Origin of the sequence: Leucobacter weissii, from assembly GCF_017565745.1 — a bacterium.
In the GTDB taxonomy this organism is placed as follows: Bacteria; Actinomycetota; Actinomycetes; order Actinomycetales; family Microbacteriaceae; genus Leucobacter; species Leucobacter weissii.
Genome location: NZ_JAGDYM010000004.1, coordinates 70,673 through 91,883, shown reverse-complemented (window position 1 = coordinate 91,883; position 21,211 = coordinate 70,673). Strand labels below are relative to the sequence as shown.

Sequence of the window (21,211 nt, the reverse complement as noted above, 5' to 3'; positions counted from 1 at the left end):
ACCCCGCCGCGCGGCACCATCGCGCACAACCGCAAGGAGCACATCCGTGACCGAGCAGCAGCCAGAGCCGCAGGCCGAGAACCGGCAGGCCGCCCCCGAGTACCGCAAGCGCAAGCGCTCGGGCACCACCGTCATCATCGCCATCGCGGTGCTCGCGGTCGCCGCGATCGTGGCCGTGGTCGCGCTCACGGCCGGTCGCGACAACGGCGAGGGCGGCGCGCCGACCGGCGGAGACGACGGGGCCCGAGGCGAGCTGACCGTGGGCCTGCAGCTGGAGCCGGGCAATCTCGACATCCGCAACACGGCTGGGGTCGCACTCGACCAGATCCTCATCGACAACGTCTACCAGGGCCTCGTCGGACTCGCCCCGGGATCGGTCGACGAGTTCGTGCCGGTGCTGGCGGAGTCGCTTCCCGAGGTCTCCGAGGACGGCCTGAGCTACACCTTCGTGCTGCGCGAGGGCGCCGCCTTCGAATCGGGCAACCCGGTGACCGCCGCGGATGTCGTCGACTCGCTGAGTTCCGAGGACGCCTCGTTCACGCTGGCGGCGGCGCTCGGCACGGCGCCGGCGGTCTCCTCCCCGGACGAGCGCACCGTCGTGATCGAGCTCGAGGCGCCGAACAGCCAGCTGCTGTGGCATCTGGCGAATCGTCCCGGCCTGATCTACGAGACCGCCTTCGACGGGGATCTGGCGAGCGCCACCAATGGCACGGGACCCTACGTGCTCGAGGACTGGAAGCAGGGCGACAGCATCGCCTTCGCCGCGAACGACGCCTACTGGGGCGAGCCGGCCACGCTCGACCGCGTGATCTGGCAGTACATCCCCGATGCGAACGCGGCGGTGAACGCCGCGCTCGGGGGCGAGCTCGACGTGGTCGCGCCCGTGACCTCGAGCTTCGTCTCGCGTTTCGACGGCTCCGACGCGTTCTCGCTCACCCGGGCCGACAGCACCGATGTGTTCACGCGCGCCTACAACTCCGCGAAGGAGCCGCTCGACGATCCCCGCGTGCGCAGCGCGCTGTCGAAGGCCATCGACGGCGAGGCGATCATCGAGGCGTTCTACGGCGACGGCAAGGCGCTGGGCGGCCCGATCACCGATCTCGAGCCGGCCTACGAGGATCTCACCGCCGTCAACGACTACGACCCCGAGGGCGCGCGAGAGCTGCTCGCGGACGCGGACGCGGAGGATCTCGAGCTGACCGTGACGATCCCGAACTTCTATCCGCAGGAGCCGATCGATCAGGTGGTCAGCCAGCTCGCCGAGGTCGGAGTGACGCTCGAGGTCGAAGCGGTCGAGTTCGCGACGTGGCTGAGCGACGTCTACACCGCCCCCGAGGACGGCGGTCCGCGCGACTTCGACCTCAGCTACGTCAACCACGCGGAGGCGAACGACTTCGTGAACTACGTCACCGAGGGATACTACTTCGGCGCGGTGAACGAGGAGGCGCGGGAGCGCTACGACGCCGCGATCGCGGCGACCGACGGGGCCGAGGCGAGCCAGCTCATCAGGGAGGCTGCGGCCCTCGTCGCGGAGGACGCCCCGGCGAAGTGGCTGATCAACTACACGCCCACCAACGCCGTCAGCACGGAGGTCCACGGCTTCCCGGAGAGCAACACGAACTCCCGGATCCCTCTCGAAGGCGTGAGCATCGGCTGATCTCGCATCGCCCGCCTCCGGACCCTTCGACGGGCCCGGGGATCGGAAGGGCGTCCCCTGAGCCTGTCGAAGGGAGCGCCCCCGGGTCGAGAGCTTAGGATCGAGAAGTGAGCCGATTCCTTGCGATCAGGGCCCTGACGCTGACGGCGGGGCTGCTGCTGGCGAGCCTGCTCATCTTCGCCGCGCTGCGGTTGCTGCCCGGCGACGTGGCCCAGGTGATCGGCGGCACCACGGCCTCGCCGGCGCGGATCGCGGCGCTGCGCGAGCGGCTCGGGCTCGATCTGCCGCCTCCCGCGCAGTACGTCGACTGGATCGGCGGCGTGCTGACCGGGGATCTCGGCAACTCGCTCGTCTCGGGCACCCCGATCGCCGCGGAGCTCGCTCAGAAGGCCCAGGTGACCGTGCCGCTCACGCTCTACGCACTGGTGATCTCGCTGCTCGTCGCGCTCCCCTTCGGGGTGCTCGCCGCGTACCGTCGGCACGCCCTCGCCAGCCGTGCGCTGTCGGTGCTCGGGGTGGTCGCCGCAGCGGTGCCGATCGTCTGGGCGGGGCTGCTCGGCATCATCGTCTTCTCGTCGTGGCTCGGCTGGCTGCCGCCCCAGGGCTTCCCCCGGGCCGGCTGGCAGGACCCCCTCGCCGCGCTCCGCTCCCTCACCCTGCCGGCGCTCACCATCGGCCTGGTGGTGGGCGCGATCCTCTTCCGCTTCGTGCGCTCGGCCACGCTCAGCGCACTCGGTGCCGACCATGTGCGCACGGCCATGTCCCAGGGGCGCACGAGACTCGGCGCGCTCGTCCGCCACGGCCTCCCCGGGGTGGGACTCTCGGTGATCTCGCTGCTCGGGCTGCAGATCGCCGAGCTGCTCGTCGGCGCCGTGGTGATCGAGCAGCTGTTCAACCTTCCCGGACTCGGCCGCATGCTCGTCTCCGACGTCGGCAACCGGGATCTCGTGAAGGTGCAGAGCACCCTTCTCGTGCTCACCGGCGTGATCCTCGTGCTGGGCGCGCTGATCGACGTGCTCCACCGGGTCATCGACCCGCGTCTGCGGGTGGAGGAGCGCGAATGATCCGTTCGGTCGTCCGCTCACCGCGCGGGCTCTTCTCCCTCATCGTGCTCGGGGCGGTGCTCGCCCTGTGCCTGCTGTCTCTGGTCTGGCTGCCCGGGGATCCGAACCAGGCCAGCGCCTTCCGCGCCTGGCAGCCGCCCTCCCCCGAGCACTGGCTGGGCACCGACGGCTCGGGCCGCGATCTCGCCTCCCGCCTCATCGCAGGCAGCCGCGTGACGGTGATCGTGGTGCTCGGAGCCGCGGTCGTCTCGGGTGGGATCGGGCTGCTGCTCGCCGTGCCCGCCGCACTCGGCGCCCGCTGGGCGCGCGAGCCGCTCGCGATCCTCATCGACGTGCTCATCGCCTTTCCGACGCTGCTGCTCGCGATCATGCTGGCCGCCGTGTTCGGCAGCGGTCTGCCCGTCGTGATCGCCGCCGTCGGCGTGGGCTACGGGGTGGCGATCGCCCGGGTGGTGCGCGCCGAGCTGCGGCAGGTGGCCGCGGAGGACTTCGTGCTCGCGGCGCGGGCGGCGGGGCTCTCGCGCTGGGCGATTCTGCGCACCCACCTGCTGCCGAACGTCTCCCCCGTCTTCACGGTGCAGCTCTCGCTCTCGATGGGCCTGGCCCTGCTCGCGGAGGCCGGGCTGAGCTACCTCGGCTTCGGCGCGCCGCCAGGGGTCCCCTCGTGGGGGCGGATGCTGGCCGAGACCCAATCGTACGTCTCGATGCATCCCGAGGTCGTGATCCTGCCCGGGCTCGCGATCACCCTGACCGTGCTCGCCTTCACCCTGCTCGGCGATGCGCTGCGCGAGGCGATGGACCCGAGGCTGCGGACGGGCGGCCCGGCCGGGCGGCCGGTGGTCCCGGGCGCAGCGCCGCCTCCGGTCGCCCTGTCCCTGCCCGCCGCGCTCACCCCTCCCGCGGGGGTCGTCGACGGGGGGCCGAAGCGATGAGCGCCCCTCCTCTCGAGGTCTCCGGCCTGCGTGTCTCCATCGGCGGCCGGCCGCTGCTCCACGACCTGTCCTTCGCACTCGCTCCCGGCGAGCGGCTCGGGTTCATCGGCGGCTCCGGCTCCGGCAAGACCGTGACCGCACTCGCCATCGCCGGGCTGCTTCCCGAGGACGCCGAGGTGCGCGGTTCGATCCGGCTCGGCGATCGCGAGCTCGTCGGGCTCGGGGAGCGCGAGCTCTCCGAGATCCGCGGAGACCTCATCGGGACGGTGTTCCAGGAGCCGAAGACCGCGTTGAACCCGCTCCGGCGGCTGGGGAGGCAGATGACCGAGGCGCTCTCGGTGCACTACAATCTGTCGCGCGCCGAGCGACGAGCTGCGGCGCTGCGCCTGGCGGAACGGGTGGGGCTCGGCGAGCCCGAACGCATGGTGCGCGCCTACCCCCACGAGGTGTCGGGCGGGCAGCGCCAGCGGGCGGCGATCGCGGCGGCCGTCTCGGCGGATCCCGTGCTGCTGCTCGCCGACGAGCCGACGACGGCGCTCGACGTGACGGTGCAGCGCGGCATCCTGCGCCTGTTCCGCGACCTCACGGAGGGCGACGGCTGCTCGCTCGTCTTCATCTCGCACGACCTCGCGGTCGTCTCCGACGTGACCGAACGGGTGCTGGTGTTCGCCGAGGGGCGCATCGTCGAGGAGGGGCCGGTCTCCGAGATCCTCGACGCGCCGCGCCACCCGGTGACGCGGGCGCTCGTCGACGCCGCGCGGAGCCCCGCGCTCCAGGCTCCCGCGCCTCCCCTGCCCGCGCCGAATCCCGCGTCCCCCGCGCGTTCCCCCTCCCGTGCGTTGCTCCCCCCTTCTCCGTGGCAGGACCCCGAGTCGGAGACGCGGATACCGGTTAACCCGCCGACGAAACCGGCGTTTGCGTCCCCGATCTCTGACGCCGGCGGTGGGGCGCGAGCGAGCGGCGCAGCGGGCGCTGCGCTGGTTGAGGCGCGGGATCTGACCAAACGGTATCGGGTGACGGCGACGAAGGTGTTCGAGGGGGCCGGCGAGACCACCGCGCTCGACGGGGTGGACCTCGCCGTCGAGCGAGGACAGAGCCTCGCCATCGTCGGCGAGTCGGGCTCGGGCAAGTCGACGCTGCTGCGCCTGCTGCTCGGGCTGAGCCGACCGACCGCGGGCGAGGTGCGCTTCGACGGCCGGACCGTCGACCCCGCGCGCGACCGCCTGCTCTGGCTGCGCCGCCGCACCGGGATCGTGCTCCAGGATCCCTACGCCTCGTTCGACCCGCGGCGCACGATCGGGCAGACCGTCGCGGAGCCGCTCGTGGCCACGAGCGCTGCCGGGGATCATCGCCTCGCGGTGCGCGAGATCCTCGACCGGCTGGAGCTGCCCGGGGATGCCGCAGACCGCTACCCGTACGAGTTCTCGGGCGGACAGCGGCAGCGCATCGCGCTCGCCAGGGCCCTCGTGCACCGGCCCGATCTGCTGCTCGCCGACGAGCCGGTGAGCGCGCTGGACGTGCTCGTGCGGGGGCGCCTGCTCGACCTGCTGGCCGGGCTGCACCGCGAGTTCGGCCTGACCCTCGTCACGGTGACGCACGACCTGAGCATCGTGCCGCGGCTCGCGGAGCGCATCGCCGTGATGCGCGAGGGCCGCGTGATCGAGCAGGGCCCGACGTCGGAGATACTCGCCGCCCCCCGCGACCCCTATACCCGCGAGCTCATCGCGGCGCTGCCGCGCCTCCCGGAGTAGGCGGGGCGATCGAGAGCGTCGACGTCATCTCTTCTTGCTGTCGCGGAGCGGCAGGTCGGAGAGCGGGACGTCTTCGACGGCGAGCGCCGCGAGCGCGTCACGGCGGACCTCGTCGAGGTAGCGGACGTGCGCACGCAGCGCCTCCCGGGCTCGCTCGGGATCCGACGCCTCGATCGCGGCCGCGAGCTCGATGTGCTGATCCAGCACCTCCTGGCGGCCGAGGAACTCGACGAAGACCTTGTTGGTCAGCGGACGGATGAGGTGCACCGCCATCATCGCGAGCTCGAGAATGGGGTTCTTCGTCGCCCGGGAGATGGCCGTGTGGAACGCGATGTCCCAGTCGAGCCACTCCTCGATCTCCATCTCGAGATCGCGGGCGGCGTCGACCGCGAGGCGGATCGCCTTGAGGTCGTCCTCCGTTCGGCGCTGCGCTGCGAGGCCGGCGATGATGGTCTCCAAGGCCTCGCGTGCCTCGTCGACGTTGTGGATCGTAACGTTGCCGACGCGGAACCAGAGGCGGATCGCATCGCCCAGCTGGTTGGCGATCTCGTCGGCGTCGGGCACCGTCACGAAAGTGCCGCCCTGGCCACCGCGCGTCGACTGCACGAGCCCCGTGGCGGAGAGCAGCTTGAGCGCCTCCCGGGCGGTCGCTCGCGCGACATCGTAGGTCTCCGCGAGCTCCTGCTCGGTAGGGAGCCGCTCCCCCGGAGTCCACACGCCGGAGGTGATCGCCTCGCGCAACTGCCGCGCAATCTGGCCCGAGGCGTCGCGCCGCGTGAGAGCAGTCGGTTCAAACTCCGGCCTGGCCATCTGGACTCCGTAATTCTTCGCGGGGGACAAGAGAACTCTATAGGGACGCCCGCTCGGCCGGGGTGGATCGCACGGGCACGTCCGTAACAAAAACGTTACACATGTGGTCTATGCGTGTAACATGACCAACATACAATGTTCAATGTCGAACAATTGACATTGAACATCTAAGTATTGACAAAGGAGTCGATGTGACTACACGACCTACGCGACGAATTCTCATCATCGGCGCGGCGATCGCCGCCCTCTCCCTCTCGGCATGCGCCGCACCCAACCAGTCGAGCGACGACGCGGTCCCCTCCGGCAAGGACGCGGTCGCGTCCGAGTCGGCGATGGCCGAGACCCTCGCCTTCATCGACGCCGGGCTCCCCGACCTCGAGGGCGCCAAGATCGCCTACCTGACCGAGTGCGCCACCGAGAACGCCTTCTGCCAGCGCCGCTGGCAGGGCGCGCAGGACGCGGCGAAGGAGCTGAACGCCGACATCACCCTCTTCAACGCGGGCTTCGACGTCAACGCGCAGCAGTCCCAAGTGGAGGACGCGATACAGCGAGGCTTCGACGGCTACATCCTCTCCCCCGTCGCCGACGCCCCCGGCTGCGCCAACTTCGAGACGCTCTCCGAGACCGGCGCCCCCATCGTCAACATCAACAGCCCGATGTGCGGCAACCCCGACTTCACCGAGGGCACCTCCGGATTCGTGGCGATGCAGACCGAGCTGTTCTTCTATCAGCACGTGAGCAATGCCTTCGAGTCGTGCGAGGACGAGTGCAAGGCCATCGCGGTCGGCGGCTTCGTCGGCAGCGATCTCTACACTCGCTGGCAGGACGCGATCGCCCGCGCCGCTGAGGAGCACCCGAACGTGACCGTCGTCTCGGAGCAGCCCGGCAACTTCGACCCCTCGGTCGCGCTGGGGGTCGTGCAGGACGCCCTGCAGGCCAACCCCGACGCCGAGATCGTGCTCTCCTCCTGGGACGACATGACGCGCGGCGTCGAAGAGGGCGTCCGCGCCGCCGGCCTGACCCCGCGCGAGGACGTGCGCATCTACAGCGTCGCAGGCACCGAGTACGGCGTCGAGCGGGTGCTCGACGGCGCCTGGACCTCCACCTCCGTCCTGCTCCCCTACGAGGAGTCCTACTACGGTGTCGTCCAGCTCGCCCGCGCCCTCCGCGAGGGCGCCGCCACCGAGGGCTTCACCTACCTCGCCGAGGCCCCGCGCATCGTCGACGGCCCCGGTGCCATCTTCCTCACCAGTGACAACGCATCGGGCTTCGAGCCGGGGTACTGATGCAGACGCCTCCCGCCCAGGAGTCGGCGCTCGTCGTCTCCGGACTCGCCAAGGACTACCCCGGAGTACGTGCCCTCGCCGACGTCTCGCTCTCTCTCGCGGCGGGCACGGTCCTCGCCGTCGTGGGCGAGAACGGGGCCGGCAAGTCAACGCTCATGAAATCCGTCGCCGGAGCCATCCGCCCGACGGCCGGGACGATCGAGGTGCTCGGCTCCCCTCTCTTCGGCGGCAGCCCGCGCGCCGCCGAAGAGGCGGGGGTGGCGATGATCTACCAGGAACTGACCCTCGCCCCCGAGATGTCAGCTGAGGAGAACGTCTTCCTCGGCCACGCGCCCTCCCGATTCGGCGTCATCCGCCGTCGCGAGATGCGTCTCCGCTACGACGAGGTCTCACGCCGTGTGGGCGGGGGGATCCGCCCGGACACCCGGGCGGGCCGGCTGTCGACGGCGAGCCAGCAGCTGCTCGAGATCATGCGGGCCATCGCTCACGGCCGTCGCCTCGTCATCATGGACGAACCGACGGCCTCCCTCGGGCCAGGCGAGATCGAGCGGCTGCACGGCATCATCAGAGAGCTCAAGGCCGACGGCTGCGCGATCCTCTACGTCTCGCACGACCTCGACGCCGTGCTCGACGTCAGCGACGAGGTGCTCGTGATGCGCGAGGGCCGCACGGTGGCTCACGATCGGACCGAGAACTGGCGGAAGGACACGCTTGTCACCGCCATGCTCGGGCACGTGCCCGACATCCCGCGGCGGGATCACACCGCGCGGACGGAGACGCGCACCGCGGTGGAGATCGAGGATCTCCGGGCGCCGGGCGTGGACGTGCCCCATCTCGCGATCGGCGCCGGCGAGGTCGTCGGGATCGCCGGGCTCGTCGGGTCCGGCCGCACCCGCATGCTGCGGAGCATCGCCGGCGCGGACCCCGTCCGGTCGGGCCGGCTCGAGATCGACGGGGCCGTGGTCGCCTGGCCGAAGAGCACCGCGCGGGCCTGGCGGACGGGGATCGCGCTCGCACCCGAGGATCGGAAGCGCCAGGGGCTCGTCCTCCACCGCGAGTCCGCCTGGAACGTCGCAGTGGGCGCGTTCGGCACGGTGCGCAGGCGGGGCGCGATCACCCCGCAGTCGATCCGGCTCTGGGCCGCCCCTTTCACGGAGCGCGTCGCCTTCAAGACGGCGCGGCTCAAGGCGCCGGCCGGCACCCTCTCGGGCGGCAACCAGCAGAAGCTGCTGCTCGCGCGTCTGCTCTCCCGCCCGCTTCGACTCATGCTGCTCGACGAGCCGACGCGCGGCATGGACATCGGCGCGAAGTCGGAGGTGTTCGCCGCCATGCGCGCCTTCGCCGACACCGGCGCCTCGGTGCTCTGGTCGTCCAGCGAGCTCCAGGAGGTGCTCGATCACAGCGACCGCATCGTCGTCGTGAACGGCGGGCGCATGGTCGCCGAGTTCCCGGCCGGGACCTCGATGCAAGAGGTTCTCTCCGCATCCTTCGCCGCCGCGCCCACCCGCACAGACCCCAAGAACCAGACGGAGGAGATCCGCCCGTGACCATCCCGACCGACACCATCCCGGGACCCACCCCGACGGCCGCCTCGCGCACGCGACACCTGCTCGGCGAGTACGGCGTCGTGCTGGCGCTCGTCTGCCTGATCATCGTCATCAGCCTGCTCCAGCCCTCGTTCCTCGCCCTCGGCAACCTCATGAACGTCATGTCGCAATGGGCGCCCGTCGCGATCATGGGCATCGGCATGACCTACGTCATGCTCACTGGCGGCTTCGACCTCTCGATGGCGTCGACCTACGCCCTCGGCGCCGTGCTCGCGGCCGCCTTCGGGCAGACCGCGCCTCCGCTGCTCGCCTTCGCCGGGGCGATCCTCATCACCGCGCTCGTCGGCACCGTCAACGGGCTGATCGTGACCGAGCTGCGCGTGAACCCGTTCATCGCCACCCTGGGCTCGTCGCTCATCATCGCGGGCATCACCCTGCTGCTGACGGGGAACAAGCCGATCCAGGTGAGCTTCGACCCGTTCACGGTCCTCGGCCGGGGTGAGCTGCTCGGCGTGCCGTTCAGCGCTCTGCTCATGGTCGCGCTGTTCGTGCTGGCCGGCCTGATCCTTGCCTACACCCGCTACGGGCACAACGTCTATGCGGCGGGCGGCAACCGCGAGGCCGCGAGGCTCTCCGGCATCCGCACGGACTGGGTCATCGCGAGCACGTACACGATCGCCGGCGTCACCGCAGGCATCGCGGGCTCGATCACCGCCTCGAAGCTGAGCTCGGCGCAGGCGGGGCTGAGCGGCTCGCTCGTCTTCGACGTGCTCACCGTGGTGATCGTCGGCGGGACCGCCCTCACCGGCGGCAAGGGCTCGATCTGGCGGACCGCAGTCGGCGTGGGCATCCTCGCGACCCTCCAGAACGGCTTCAACCTGCTCGACATCGATCCCTACTATCAGAACATCATCAAGGGGGTGATCATCATCGCGGCGCTCGCATCCTTCGACTGGAGCAGATTCTCGAGGATCCGGCGCCCCGGCGCCGACTGACCCGTTCCGCACCCGTGACGACCCCTTTTCAGAACAACCCGATGGAGTAACCCCATGTCCGAGACATTCGCATTCGAAGAGATCACGATCGACGAGATCCTCAGCAGGTACGCATCCGGTGCGCTCACGGTGCGCGAGGTCGTGCAGGCCTACCTCGACCGCATCGACGCAGTCGACCGCTCGGGACCGAGCCTCAACTCGATCGTCGCCCTCTCGCCCCGCGCGCTCGACGACGCCGACGCCCTCGACCGGGCCTTCGCCGGGAGCGGTCGGTTGAGCGGTCCGCTGCACGGCGTTCCCGTGCTCGTGAAGGACCAGGTCGAGGTAGGCGGCATGCCCACGAGCTACGGCAGCGAGATCGCCGCCGAGTCGATGCCCGAGCGGGATTCGACGGTCGTGCGCCGCCTGCGCGACTCCGGCGCCGTGATCCTCGGCACCACCACGATGCCCGACTTCGCGACCTCCTGGTTCAGCACCTCCTCCCGCTCGGGTGTGACCAAGAACCCCTACGACCTCAGTCGCGATCCGGGCGGCTCCTCCTCGGGCTCGGCGGCCGCGATCGCCGCGAACCTGGCGCTCGTCGGCATCGGCGGCGACACCGGCGGCTCGATCCGTCTGCCGGCGTCGTTCTGCAACCTCGTCGGGCTCCGCGTCACCCCCGGCATCATCAGCCGCGACGGCATGTCGTCGCTCGTGGTGCCCCAGGACACCCCCGGCCCGATGACGCGCACCGTCGAGGACGCCGCGCGCCTGCTCGACGTCGTCGCCGGATGGGACCCAGCCGATCCCTTCACCTCCGTGAACCGCATCTCGCACCACACGGGTTCCTACGCCGAGGGGCTCGCCGAATCCACGATGTCGGGCAAGCGGTTGGGCGTGCTGCGCGGGGCCTTCGGGGATCCTTCGGACCCCGACGGCGCGCGCGTGAACGCAGTGCTCGAGCGCGCGCTCGAGCAGCTGGTGGCTGCGGGCGGCGAGGTCGTCGACGTCGAGATCGAGGATCTGATGCACCTCGTCGGCTTCACATCCGTCTACAACACGAGGTCGCACGCCGACATGAACGCCTTCTTCGCCACCCGCCCCGGCAGCGGCGTGAAGGGCATCAGCGAAGTCATCGAGAGCGGACGCTACCACGAGAAGCTCGACCTGCTCGAGGGCATCGCGGCGACCTCGACGGACCCCGCAGACGACCCCGAATACCTGAACCGCATCCTCGCGCAGCAGGACTTTCAGCGCGAGGTCGTCGGGCTGCTCGCCGAGCTCGGCCTCGACGCGATCGTCTTCCCCGACGTTAAGCTGCCGGCGCCGACCCACGACGAGGTGTTCTCCGACAAGTGGACCTGCCTCACCTACCCGACGAACACCGTCATCGCCTCGCAGCTGCACTTCCCCGCCATCACCGTGCCCGTCGGGTTCACCGACAACGACCTGCCGGTGGGCCTCGAGATCATCAGCGCGCCGTACGACGAGCACCGGCTCCTCAATGTCGCCGCAGCGGTCGAGAAGGCGACCGGCGCACGCCGCGCTCCCGCCCTGTGAGTGGCCGACCCGTGCCCGCCATGACGCGACCCACCATCAACGCCGACATGGGCGAGTCCATCGGCATCCACTCGTTCGGGCACGACCAGGAGCTGCTCGACCTGGTCGACCTGGTGAATGTGGCGGGAGGGATGCATGCCGGCGATCCCTCGGCGATCGCCGAGACCGTCGATGCCGCCGTCAGTCGCGGCGTCGCCGTCGGCGCGCACCCGGGGCTCCCCGACGTGGCGGGCTTCGGCCGACGCGCGATGGCGATCACCGCGCAGGAGGCGCGCGACCTGGTGCGGTACCAGGCTGGCGCGGTGCAGGCGTTCGTGCAGCGCGCCGGTGCCGAGCTCAATCACATCAAGCCGCACGGCGCCCTCTTCGGCATGCTGGCGCGCGATGACGAGATGATGGACGCCGTGTGCGAGGTGGCGCTGCAGTTCGAAGTACCGATCCTCGGTCTCGCAGGCACGGCGCACGAGCGCTCGGCCCTGCGACTCGGCGTCGAGTTCGTCCCGGAGTTCTACGTCGACCTCGACTACGACGATGACGGCATGGTGATCGTCAACCGGGTCGGCAGAACCCGGGACCTGGAGGAGGTCGAGACGCGCGCCCGCCGCGCGCTCCTCGACGGGCGCACCTCGAGCGTCTCGGGCACGGAGCTGGCCGTGCGCGCCGAGTCGTTCTGCGTGCACTCGGATCTTCCGAACGCCGTCGAGGTGGCACTGAGGATCCGTGCCGTGATCGAGGAAGAGGCGGTATGAGCCGGCGGGGTGGCACCGCGCACCCCGCCGCCCCCGCCCCGCAAACCGGACCGGGGGCGGCGAGCGGATCCCGGTCTCTGGCCCGCTCCGGCCTGAGACCGGGATTCATGCTCGTGGGGATCCTCATCATCGCGGCGAATCTGCGGGCCCCCATCACGGTGGTGGGACCGCTCATCGCGCCGGTGCGGGACTCGCTCGACCTGAGCCCGGCTGCGGCCTCGATCCTCATCGCGCTGCCGGTCTTCTGCTTCGCCGTCCTCTCGCCGACGGCGCCCTGGCTCGGACGGCGGCTCGGGCTGGAGCGCGCGCTTCTGGCTGCGCTTGTCGCCCTGGCCGTCGGCATACTCGGCAGATCACTCCCCTCGAGCCTCTCGCTCTGGCTGGGCACCGCCCTCATCGGCTCCGCGCTCGCGATCGTCAACGTGCTGCTGCCGAGTCTCGTGAAGCGGGAGTTCCCCCGGAGCCCCGGGCGCATCACGGGCGTCTACTCCGCTGTGCAGTCGGGCACCGCCGCCGTCGCCTCCGCGATCGCGGTGCCGATCGCGGGCGCCACGGGCGATGGCTGGAGGCTCTCGTTCGGTATCTGGACCGGGCTGGCCCTGATCGCGATCGGTGTCTTCCTACCCGTCCTGCGGCACGCCGGCCCGATCCGGGCCGAGGCATCGCGCACCCCGGGAGATGCGCGCGGCCTGTGGCGGTCCCCGCTCGTCTGGCACCTCACGATCTTCAACGGGCTCCAGGCCCTGCTCTACTACACCGTGCTCACCTGGTGGCCGACGATCGAGCGGCTCTCGGGGGTCGGCGCCTCCGAGGCGGGTCTGCACCAGGGAGTGCTCCAGGTGGTCTCGATCGTCTCATCCCTCGGCGCCGGTTGGGTGCTGCAGCGCGGCGGCGACGACGCCCGGCCAGCGGTCTGGGCGTTCGGCCTGCCTGGGCCGGTCGGGCTCGTGGGCCAGATCCTGTTCCCCGGCCTCGGACTGCTCTGGGTGATCCTGCTGGGCTTCGGCATCGGAGGCACCTTCGTCGTCGTCACTTCGCTCTTCAGCATCAGGTCGGCGAACCCCGCGCAGACCGCGCGGCTCTCCTCCTTCGCCTTGACCTGCGGCTACACTCTCGCTGCGCTGGGCCCCGTGTCGGCCGGCGCGCTCGCCAGCCTCTCGGGCACATGGCTCACCGTGCTGCTCGGGCTGACGGCGCTCCAGATCGTGCAGCTCTGCTTCGGCCTGCTGAGCGGGAGGCCGGGGTCCGTCGACGTGCGCTAAGCGGCATCCGGACCGGCCGCGGGTGGCGCGTCGGCGCCCGGCATCCCGGGTAGTGGGATCAGTCGTGCAGTGCGCGCATGCTGTCGAGCACCGCATCGCGCAGCGAGGGCGGCGCGGGGCCGTCGCAGGCGCGTCGCACGGCGACCGTGAGCTTCTCGAACACCTGCTGCTCGTCCCGGCACTCGGGGCAGTCCGCGAGATGCTCGCGGATCGGCCCGCAATCCACCTCGCGCAGTTCGCCCCGGATCAGCTCCTCGAGGTTCGCCCTCGCGTGCTCGCAATCGCAGCCGCTCATCTCGCCCTCCTCTGCTCCGCCCGGTCGCCCTGCCCCGCCCGCGTCGCACTCTCCGCGCCGACGCCGAAGCCCTGCTCCCGCGCATACTCCCCCAGCGACTGCCGCAGCCGGGCACGTCCGCGGTGCAGCCGACTCATCACGGTCCCGATCGGGCGCCCGATGATGTCGGCGATCTCCTGGTAGCTGAAGCCCTCCACGTCGGCGAGGTAGACCACCATCCTGAAATCCTCGGGCAGCTCGTTCAGCGCGCGGGTGACGACGTCGGCCGGAGTCCGGTCGATGGCCTCGGCCTCGGCGGACCGCGACGACATCGAGGTCGTGGACTCGGCCCCGCCCAGCTGCCAGTCCTCCAACTCGTCCACCGCGCCCAGATGCGGCTCCCGCTGGCGCTTGCGATAGGTGTTGATGTAGGAGTTCGTGAGGATCCGATAGAGCCAGGCCTTCAGATTCGTCCCCTCGGTGAAGGTGCCGAACGAGGCGAAGGCCTTGGTGAAGGTCTCCTGCACGAGATCCTGCGCGTCCTGCGGGTTGCGGGTCATCTTCATCGCCGCACCGTAGAGCTGATCGAGATAGGGCAGCGCATCGCGCGTGAAGCGCCGCTCCAGCTCGGCGGACGTCTGCGCCTGCGACGTCTGCGCCGCGTCGGCCCGATCGGACGCGTTCGTGCGCGCGGCACGATCCCTACTACGACTCACAATGCTCAAGCCTAGTCGGGGTCGCCGGTCGAGCAGGGCCGTGGCCATCGTCGTCATCGTGCCTCCTCCCACTCGATCGCAGCCGGTAGACTGTACAACTCAGAGCACGCCCCGAACATTCCATCGCGGAGCACCGCATCGTCGAGAGGTCTCTTCCATGCTCATCGCCAAGCTGAACGCCGGACGGGACGACGAGGATCCTGCCGGCCGCAGCGACGATGACGGCGCCGCGCCCGAGGCCTGGTCCGCGCCGACCGCGCAGGCACCGCTCGACGCGACCGTGCGGCTGCCGGGCTCGAAGTCGCTGACCGGGCGGGAGCTGATCCTCTCGGCGCTCGCCGACGGTCCCGGACTGCTGAGGGCTCCGCTGCACTCACGCGATTCGCAGCTCATGATCGACGCGCTCCGCGCCCTCGGCACGGGCATCGAGGAGATCGGCGAGGCCGGCGACTTCGGGGCGGATCTGCGCATCGCCCCGGCGGATCCGCTGTTCGGCTCGACCACGGTCGCCTGCGGCCTCGCCGGCACCGTCATGCGCTTCGTGCCTCCGGTTGCCGCTCTGGCGCTCGGACCCACCGCCTTCGACGGCGACCCCTACGCCCGCAAGCGCCCGATGCGGCCGGTGCTCGACGCGCTGCGCGCCCTCGGCGCGGACATCGCCGACGAGGGCCGCGGCGCGCTCCCCTTCACCGTGCACGGCACGGGATCGCTGCGGGGCGGCCGGGTCGAGCTCGACGCGTCGCTCTCGAGCCAGTTCGTCTCGGCGCTGCTGCTCAGCGCCCCGCGCTTCGACGAGGGCGTCCACGTGGTCCACACGGGCGAGCGCGTCCCCAGTCTGCCGCACATCGAGATGACGCTGGAGGTGCTGCGCGCCCGCGGCGTGGACGCGACCGCCACGGGCGACGGCGAATGGCGCGTCGCGCCCGGGCCGATCGAGGCGCGGGAGCTCGCGATCGAACCGGATCTGTCGAACGCGGCGCCGTTCCTCGCCGCTGCGCTCGCCGCGGGCGGGAGCGTCGCGGTGCCGGGCTGGCCCGAGACCACCACTCAGGTCGGCGACCGGCTGCGCGAGCTGCTGCCCGCCTTCGGAGCGGCCGTCTCCTCGCAGGACGGTCTCGTCCGCGTGACCGCGGGCGGGCAGCTGCGCGGCGCGCGCCTGCACCTGCCCGACGCCGGGGAGCTCGCCCCCACCCTCGTCGGGCTCGCCGCGCTGGCGGCCCACGGATCCGAGGACTTCCCCGGAGAGCCCAGCGAGATCACCGGCATCGGACACATCCGGCACCACGAGACCGATCGGATCGCCGCACTGGTGAACGAGATCCGCGGGCTCGGCGGCGACGCGGTCGAACTCGAGGACGGCATCGCGCTCAGGCCGGCGAAACTGCACGGCGGAGCCTGGCGCGCCTATGAGGATCACCGCATCGCGACCACCGGTGCCCTGATCGGCCTGCGCGTTCCGGGCGTCTCCGTCGACGACATCGGCACCACCGCGAAGACCCTGCCCGACTTCCCGCGGATGTGGGCGCGGATGCTCGGGATCGCCGGACCCTCCGCGGGAACGGCCGCCTCCGATCCGCCGCCGGCGAACGGCGCGCTCGGCCTCTCCGGGTTCGTCGGCGGGCTCCTTCCCGGCTTCGGCGGGTAGGCGCCGGTGAGCTGGCTCCCTCCCGACGACGAGACGGAACTCGACGGCCCCTACGCCGAGTACGCCGACCACCGCGTGAGGCAGCGGCCGAACCCGAAATCGAACCGCCCCCGGACCAAGCGCCGCCCCGAGCACGCGGACGCGGTCGTCGGGATGGTGGTCGCCGTGGATCGCGGCCGCTACACGGTCCTCGTCGACGGGACGACCGTCACCGCCGCCCGCGCCCGCGAACTGCGCAGCACCCCCATCGTCATCGGCGATCGGGCGCAACTCGTCGGGGATGTCAGCGGCGAGGAGGGCACCCTCGCGCGCATCGTCGGGCTCGAGGAGCGGCGCACGGTGCTGCGGCGCAGCGCCGATGACAGCGACCGGATCGAGCGCGTGATGGTCGCGAACGCCGACCAGATGCTGATCGTGGTGGCCGCGGCGAATCCGGAGCCGAGAGTGCGCCTGGTGGATCGCTATCTGGTCGCCGCCTACGACGCGGGCATCTCCCCGCTGATCTGCATCACCAAGACCGACCTCGCCGACCCGGAGCCGTTCCTCGCGAACTTCGCCGCGCTCGACGTCCCCGTGATCCGCTCCGGGACGGGCGCCGAACCGCTCGCCCAGCTGCGCGCGGCCCTCGCGGGGAAGACGACCGTCTTCGTCGGCCACTCGGGAGTCGGCAAGTCCACCCTGATCAATGCGCTGGTCCCCGACGCGGATCGCGCGACCGGGCACGTCAACGAGGTCACCGGCCGCGGACGGCACACGTCGTCGTCGTCGATCGCGCTCCGGGTGAGCACCCCCGGAGGAGCCGGAGACCGCGGCGCCGACGCCCGCCCCGCGGACGACGACCACGGGTGGGTCATCGACACGCCCGGTGTGAGATCCTTCGGCCTCGGGCACGTGACGGGCGACGGCCTGCTGCGCGGCCTCCCCGATCTCGCACCCATCATCGACGAGTGCCCCCGGGGCTGCACCCACCTCGCCGGCGCGCCCGATTGCGAGCTGGACGCCGCCATAGCCGACGGCCGGCTGGACGCGGCGGGCGCCGGGAGGGTCGAGTCCCTGCGGAGGCTGCTGCGCTGACGCGCGCGCGAGGCGACCGGCGGCGATAGGCTTGGGGCATGTCTGAGAAGGTCGTGCTCGAAGCCGGATCCCCCGCCCCCGATTTCTCCCTCGTCGATCAGGACGGCGGCACGGTCTCGCTCTCCGGCCTGCGAGGGCGGCGCGTGATCCTCTTCGCCTACCCCGCGGCGCTGACGCCGGGATGCACCACCGAGGCCTGCGATTTCCGCGACTCGATCGAGCCGCTGCGCGCAGCGGGGTACACGGTGCTCGGCATCTCGCCCGACGCCCCCGAGAAGCAGAAGCGGTTCGCCGAGACCGAGCACCTCGACTACCCGCTGCTGGCCGACGAGGACCGCAGCGTGCTGACCGCCTACGGCGCCTTCGGCGAGAAGAAGAACTACGGGCGCATCGTCCAGGGTGTGATCCGCTCCACCTTCGTCATCGACGAGGAGGGGCGGGTGGCGCACGCGCTCTACAACGTCAAGGCCACCGGGCACGTGGCGCGCATCCGCAAACTCCTCGAGGTCTGAGCCCGTTCCGACGTCCGGGTTTGCCCGGACGTCGGCGGCCCGAGCGCCCTCAGCGCGGCGAGGGCTTCGCGAGCAGAGCGGCGAAGAAGCCGGCGAGCGACATCAGCACGAGCACCCAGCCGAGCCGGGGGTCGGCGAGCGAGAGCTGCAGGATCCCGGTTCCGGCGGCGAACAGCAGCACGTGAATGGTGATCGCGGATCCGCGGGACCACGGCGCTCGCGACCGCAGGGCTCCGGCGAGCGTCGCGCAGACCCAGAGCCATCCGATCACGAGCGCCAGGAACACGCTGAGCCGCTGGCCGAGCGGCTCGGCCGAGGCCGCGACCAGTCCCCCGATCGCGCTCACCACGAGTACGAGACCGCCGAGCGCCTCGGCGGCGAGGAGGACGAGGAGCGTCGTCCAGGCGATGCGCGGGCCGGGCACCGGGGCCGAGTTCTCCATGCGGTCAGCTTCCTCTCAGGCAGTTCCAAAAATTAACTATTGATTAACCTGTTACTTCATGGAAACATATATTCATCGAGTTTCGCGCACGCCGCTGTGAGCATGCTCAGCCCACATGTCAGCATTTGGCGCGAAATCCAGGCTATCGGCCATCAGCGGTTTTCGCGCGCGTGCACACGCACAGAGGAGGAACACCCATGGATTGGCGCGAACAGGCCGCTTGTCTCACCGTCGACCCCGAGCTCTTCTTCCCGGTCGGCAACACCGGGCCGGCGGTCGACCAGATCGACCGCGCGAAGGCGGTGTGCGCCCGCTGCACCGTCACCGAGATGTGCCTGCAGTACGCGATGGACACCGGCCAGGACTCCGGGGTCTGGGGCGGTCTGAGCGAGGACGAGCGCCGCGCCCTCAAGCGTCGCGCGGCCCGCGCCCGTCGCGCGAGCTGAAGGCGCGGTTCCGCAGTCGCAACCCCCGCCCCCGTCGACGAGCTCAGGAAGCCTCGTCGAAGGGGCGGGGGTTGCGCTTTGTCGTCTCCGAGACCGCCCCTCCGACGGGCTCGGGGCGATCACGATGAACCGCGTCAGTCGGTGCCGGTGTCGAACGCGGCGCTGAGTCCGAGTTCGTCCGCGTCCCCGTCGATCCCGCCGACCGCGTCGGCGATCTCCTCGGCTCCGCCGCGCTCGAGCTCGCCCACCAGCTCCGCGGTGGCCCCTCCCACGAGGCCGAGCGACGCGTAGTGCTCGAGCCGCTGGCGCGAATCCGCGATGTCGAGGTTGCGCATGGTGAGCTGCCCGATGCGGTCCTGCGGACCGAAGGCCGCGCCGACCGTCCGCTCCATCGAGAGCTTCTCCGGGTGGTAGCTGAGATTGGGCCCGGAGGTGTCGAGGATCGTGTAGTCGTCCCCGCGCCGGAGGCGCAGCACGACCTCGCCGGTCACGGCCGAGCCGACCCAGCGCTGCAGCGACTCGCGCAGCATGAGCGACTGGGGGTCGAGCCAACGCCCCTCGTACATGAGCCGTCCGAGACGGCGGCCCTCGTTGTGGTACGAGGCGATGGTGTCCTCATTGTGGATCGCGTTGACGAGCCGCTCGTAGGCGATGTGCAGCAGAGCCATCCCCGGCGCCTCGTAGATGCCGCGCGACTTCGCCTCGATGATGCGGTTCTCGATCTGATCCGACACCCCGAGGCCGTGCCGTCCGCCGATCGCGTTGGCCTCGAGCACGAGGGCGACCGGGTCGTCGAACTCCGTCCCGTCGATCGCCACCGGACGCCCGGCCTCGAAGCGCACCGAGACCTCCTCGGTGGCGACGCTCACCTCGTCGCGCCACGCGGCCACGCCCATGATGGGCTCGACGATGTCGAGGCCGGTGTCGAGGAATTCGAGCCGCTTCGCCTCGTGGGTGGCGCCCCAGATGTTCGCGTCCGTCGAATAGGCCTTCTCGGCGGCGTCCCGGTAGGGATAGCCGTGTTCGACGAGCCACTCGCTCATCTCCTGCCGGCCGCCGAGCTCCTCCACGAAGTCCGCGTCCAGCCAGGGCTTGTAGATGCGCAGGCGCGGATTGGCGAGCAGGCCGTAGCGGTAGAAGCGCTCGATGTCGTTGCCCTTGTACGTGGAGCCGTCGCCCCAGATGCCGACGCCGTCCTCCTTCATCGCGCGGACCAGCATCGTGCCGGTGACGGCTCGGCCGAGAGGCGTGGTGTTGAAGTAGGTCTTGCCTCCGGAGCGCACGTTGAAGGCGCCGCACTGCAGCGCCACCAGCCCCTCCTCCACGAGCGGCGTCTTCGCATCGACGAAGCGCGCGATCTCGGCCCCGTACTCCTTGGCGCGGCCGGCGACTCCCTCGATGTCGGGCTCGTCGTACTGACCGATATCCGCCGTATAGGTGCAGGGCACCGCGCCCTTCTCGCGCATCCAGGCGACGGCGCAGGAGGTGTCGAGACCACCGGAGAACGCGATGCCGACGCGCTCGCCGACGGGCAGGGAAGAGAGAACCTTTGACATGCTCTCTATCCTATTCGGCTCCAAGCACCCCGGCGGAGCGGAACCGGTTCCCGGCCGCGATCGTCACCGCAACTTCGACCAGCCGACGAACGCCGAGGTGTTCCCGTAGGCCCCTGCAGCGAGCTCGTAGCGGCTGAACCAGAACCTGATGCCCGTGCCGCTCACCTGGAAGCTATCCAGCTTCGGCATCTCCTTCGCGGACCTCGGCCAGATCGAGTCGGCCCCGTATTCGCGCACGGCGCTCCGGTAGGCGAGTCGTTTCAGCTCGGCCGTAGAGAGCTTGGTGAAGCGCGAGAGCTTCGCCGTCTTTCCCGTGCGCGCGTCGACGGTCACGGTGGGCGAGTTCTGCTGCGACACGCCGCCGATGTTCGGATTCGTGTCGAAGAGCAGGGTCGCGCTGACGTAGTTCTTGTACCGGCTCACCTTGGGCCGCATGGAGAAGTGCGCGCTGCCGTCCTTGTACGTGGCGTAGAGAACGTCGTCCGGCGAGTATCCCCCGCTCCGCCACCTCACCAGCGAGCGCCGTTCGGCCCTGACCAGCTGGTCGACCTTGGCGTTGAATCTCTTCTTCGCCTTCGCCTTCGCGCCCGTGAGCAACGGCAGGCGATAGTCGTATCCGATGCGCTTGGGGGCCTGATTCTTGTACCAGGTGCCCGTCTTCAGCCTCTTCGAGACCGTGATCCTGGGCTTCTTCGACTTCTTCGACTTCTTCGACTTCTTCGACTTCTTCGCGACCACCGGGGCGATCGCGGGGCCGGGAACGATCGCGACGGCCGCCGCCGGAGACGAGACCGGCAGCGCCACCGCGGCCGTGGCCGCACCCGAGACGAGCGATCCGAGCGCCAGCGCGAGCGCGACGCCCGCGGCGGGCATCGCGCGCGATGGGCGGTGCGTGGTCATCGATGCTCCTCCACCGTTGAGAGCACGGCTGGTCCGTGCGAAGGATCCGCGGGC

Annotated in this window: 20 protein-coding genes; 14 read left to right on the top strand and 6 right to left on the bottom strand. The window is 70.6% G+C overall.

What is annotated here, in order from left to right; translation table 11 throughout:
* Positions 1 to 46 precede the first annotated feature (46 nt).
* From J4H92_RS02625 to J4H92_RS02610, 4 genes are all read left to right on the top strand, one after another.
* Entirely contained in the window at positions 47 to 1,657 is a 1,611-nt protein-coding gene (locus tag J4H92_RS02625) for an ABC transporter substrate-binding protein (RefSeq protein ID WP_208095624.1), read from the top strand.
* A gap of 107 nt (positions 1,658 to 1,764) precedes the next feature.
* Positions 1,765 to 2,721 (top strand): ABC transporter permease subunit, encoded by a 957-nt coding sequence (locus J4H92_RS02620; RefSeq protein ID WP_208095622.1) that lies wholly within the window; start codon positions 1,765 to 1,767, stop codon positions 2,719 to 2,721.
* A complete protein-coding gene (locus J4H92_RS02615; protein WP_208095620.1) occupies positions 2,718 to 3,653 on the top strand; it encodes an ABC transporter permease in 936 nt (311 codons plus the stop codon). Before J4H92_RS02620 ends, J4H92_RS02615 begins: the two co-directional genes overlap by 4 nt.
* Positions 3,650 to 5,404 carry a dipeptide ABC transporter ATP-binding protein gene (locus tag J4H92_RS02610; RefSeq protein WP_208095618.1) on the top strand — a complete coding sequence of 585 codons (1,755 nt, stop codon included), beginning with the start codon at positions 3,650 to 3,652 and terminating at the stop codon, positions 5,402 to 5,404. The genes J4H92_RS02615 and J4H92_RS02610 overlap by 4 nt, the downstream gene beginning before the upstream one ends.
* Before the next feature lie 24 nt (positions 5,405 to 5,428).
* Here J4H92_RS02610 and J4H92_RS15600 read toward each other — a convergent pair whose 3' ends face one another.
* A complete protein-coding gene (locus tag J4H92_RS15600; protein WP_208095616.1) occupies positions 5,429 to 6,214 on the bottom strand; it encodes a FadR/GntR family transcriptional regulator in 786 nt (261 codons plus the stop codon).
* 191 nt (positions 6,215 to 6,405) lie between these two features.
* Between J4H92_RS15600 and J4H92_RS02600 the strand changes: the two genes are divergently transcribed.
* From J4H92_RS02600 to J4H92_RS02575, 6 genes are read left to right on the top strand one after another with little or no spacing between them, the layout of a single operon-like run.
* Complete coding sequence (locus J4H92_RS02600) at positions 6,406 to 7,500, top strand: substrate-binding domain-containing protein (protein ID WP_208095614.1); 1,095 nt, start codon at positions 6,406 to 6,408, stop codon at positions 7,498 to 7,500.
* Positions 7,500 to 9,047, top strand: coding sequence for a sugar ABC transporter ATP-binding protein (locus tag J4H92_RS02595; RefSeq protein WP_208095612.1), 1,548 nt, complete (start codon positions 7,500 to 7,502; stop codon positions 9,045 to 9,047). The genes J4H92_RS02600 and J4H92_RS02595 overlap by 1 nt, the downstream gene beginning before the upstream one ends.
* Positions 9,044 to 10,042: an ABC transporter permease subunit gene (locus J4H92_RS02590; RefSeq protein WP_208095609.1), complete on the top strand. Its 999-nt coding sequence runs from the start codon at positions 9,044 to 9,046 to the stop codon at positions 10,040 to 10,042. Before J4H92_RS02595 ends, J4H92_RS02590 begins: the two co-directional genes overlap by 4 nt.
* Positions 10,043 to 10,096: 54 nt before the next feature.
* Positions 10,097 to 11,581, top strand: coding sequence for an amidase (locus J4H92_RS02585; protein ID WP_208095608.1), 1,485 nt, complete (start codon positions 10,097 to 10,099; stop codon positions 11,579 to 11,581).
* 20 nt (positions 11,582 to 11,601) lie between these two features.
* A complete protein-coding gene (gene pxpA, locus J4H92_RS02580) occupies positions 11,602 to 12,330 on the top strand; it encodes a 5-oxoprolinase subunit PxpA (RefSeq protein WP_243751920.1) in 729 nt (242 codons plus the stop codon).
* Positions 12,327 to 13,592: an MFS transporter gene (locus J4H92_RS02575; RefSeq protein WP_208095606.1), complete on the top strand. Its 1,266-nt coding sequence runs from the start codon at positions 12,327 to 12,329 to the stop codon at positions 13,590 to 13,592. Before pxpA ends, J4H92_RS02575 begins: the two co-directional genes overlap by 4 nt.
* 58 nt (positions 13,593 to 13,650) lie before the next feature.
* On the opposite strand, the gene J4H92_RS02570 is transcribed toward J4H92_RS02575, so the two are convergent.
* A complete protein-coding gene (locus tag J4H92_RS02570) occupies positions 13,651 to 13,887 on the bottom strand; it encodes a zf-HC2 domain-containing protein (RefSeq protein ID WP_208095604.1) in 237 nt (78 codons plus the stop codon).
* Positions 13,884 to 14,582, bottom strand: coding sequence for a sigma-70 family RNA polymerase sigma factor (locus J4H92_RS02565; RefSeq protein WP_341782975.1), 699 nt, complete (start codon positions 14,580 to 14,582; stop codon positions 13,884 to 13,886). Before J4H92_RS02565 ends, J4H92_RS02570 begins: the two co-directional genes overlap by 4 nt.
* Positions 14,583 to 14,739: 157 nt before the next feature.
* Between J4H92_RS02565 and aroA the strand changes: the two genes are divergently transcribed.
* From aroA to bcp, 3 genes are read left to right on the top strand one after another with little or no spacing between them, the layout of a single operon-like run.
* Entirely contained in the window at positions 14,740 to 16,227 is a 1,488-nt protein-coding gene (gene aroA, locus J4H92_RS02560) for a 3-phosphoshikimate 1-carboxyvinyltransferase (protein ID WP_208095603.1), read from the top strand.
* A gap of 6 nt (positions 16,228 to 16,233) precedes the next feature.
* The gene (rsgA, locus tag J4H92_RS02555; RefSeq protein ID WP_208095602.1) at positions 16,234 to 17,301 is read left to right on the top strand and encodes a ribosome small subunit-dependent GTPase A; all 1,068 of its coding nucleotides are present in this window, start codon (positions 16,234 to 16,236) and stop codon (positions 17,299 to 17,301) included.
* A gap of 38 nt (positions 17,302 to 17,339) precedes the next feature.
* Positions 17,340 to 17,813, top strand: a complete 474-nt coding sequence (gene bcp / locus J4H92_RS02550) for a thioredoxin-dependent thiol peroxidase (RefSeq protein WP_208095600.1) — start codon at positions 17,340 to 17,342, stop codon at positions 17,811 to 17,813.
* A gap of 49 nt (positions 17,814 to 17,862) precedes the next feature.
* Here the strand turns inward: bcp and J4H92_RS02545 are convergent, their stop codons facing one another.
* A complete protein-coding gene (locus J4H92_RS02545; RefSeq protein ID WP_208095598.1) occupies positions 17,863 to 18,255 on the bottom strand; it encodes a hypothetical protein in 393 nt (130 codons plus the stop codon).
* Positions 18,256 to 18,452: 197 nt separating this feature from the next.
* Here J4H92_RS02545 and J4H92_RS02540 point away from each other — a divergent pair, with 197 nt between their 5' ends.
* Positions 18,453 to 18,701, top strand: a complete 249-nt coding sequence (locus J4H92_RS02540; RefSeq protein WP_208095596.1) for a WhiB family transcriptional regulator — start codon at positions 18,453 to 18,455, stop codon at positions 18,699 to 18,701.
* 134 nt (positions 18,702 to 18,835) lie between these two features.
* Here the strand turns inward: J4H92_RS02540 and argG are convergent, their stop codons facing one another.
* Complete coding sequence (argG, locus tag J4H92_RS02535) at positions 18,836 to 20,257, bottom strand: argininosuccinate synthase (RefSeq protein ID WP_208095594.1); 1,422 nt, start codon at positions 20,255 to 20,257, stop codon at positions 18,836 to 18,838.
* A gap of 63 nt (positions 20,258 to 20,320) precedes the next feature.
* Positions 20,321 to 21,157, bottom strand: a complete 837-nt coding sequence (locus J4H92_RS02530; protein ID WP_208095592.1) for a hypothetical protein — start codon at positions 21,155 to 21,157, stop codon at positions 20,321 to 20,323.
* Positions 21,158 to 21,211: the final 54 nt, after the last annotated feature.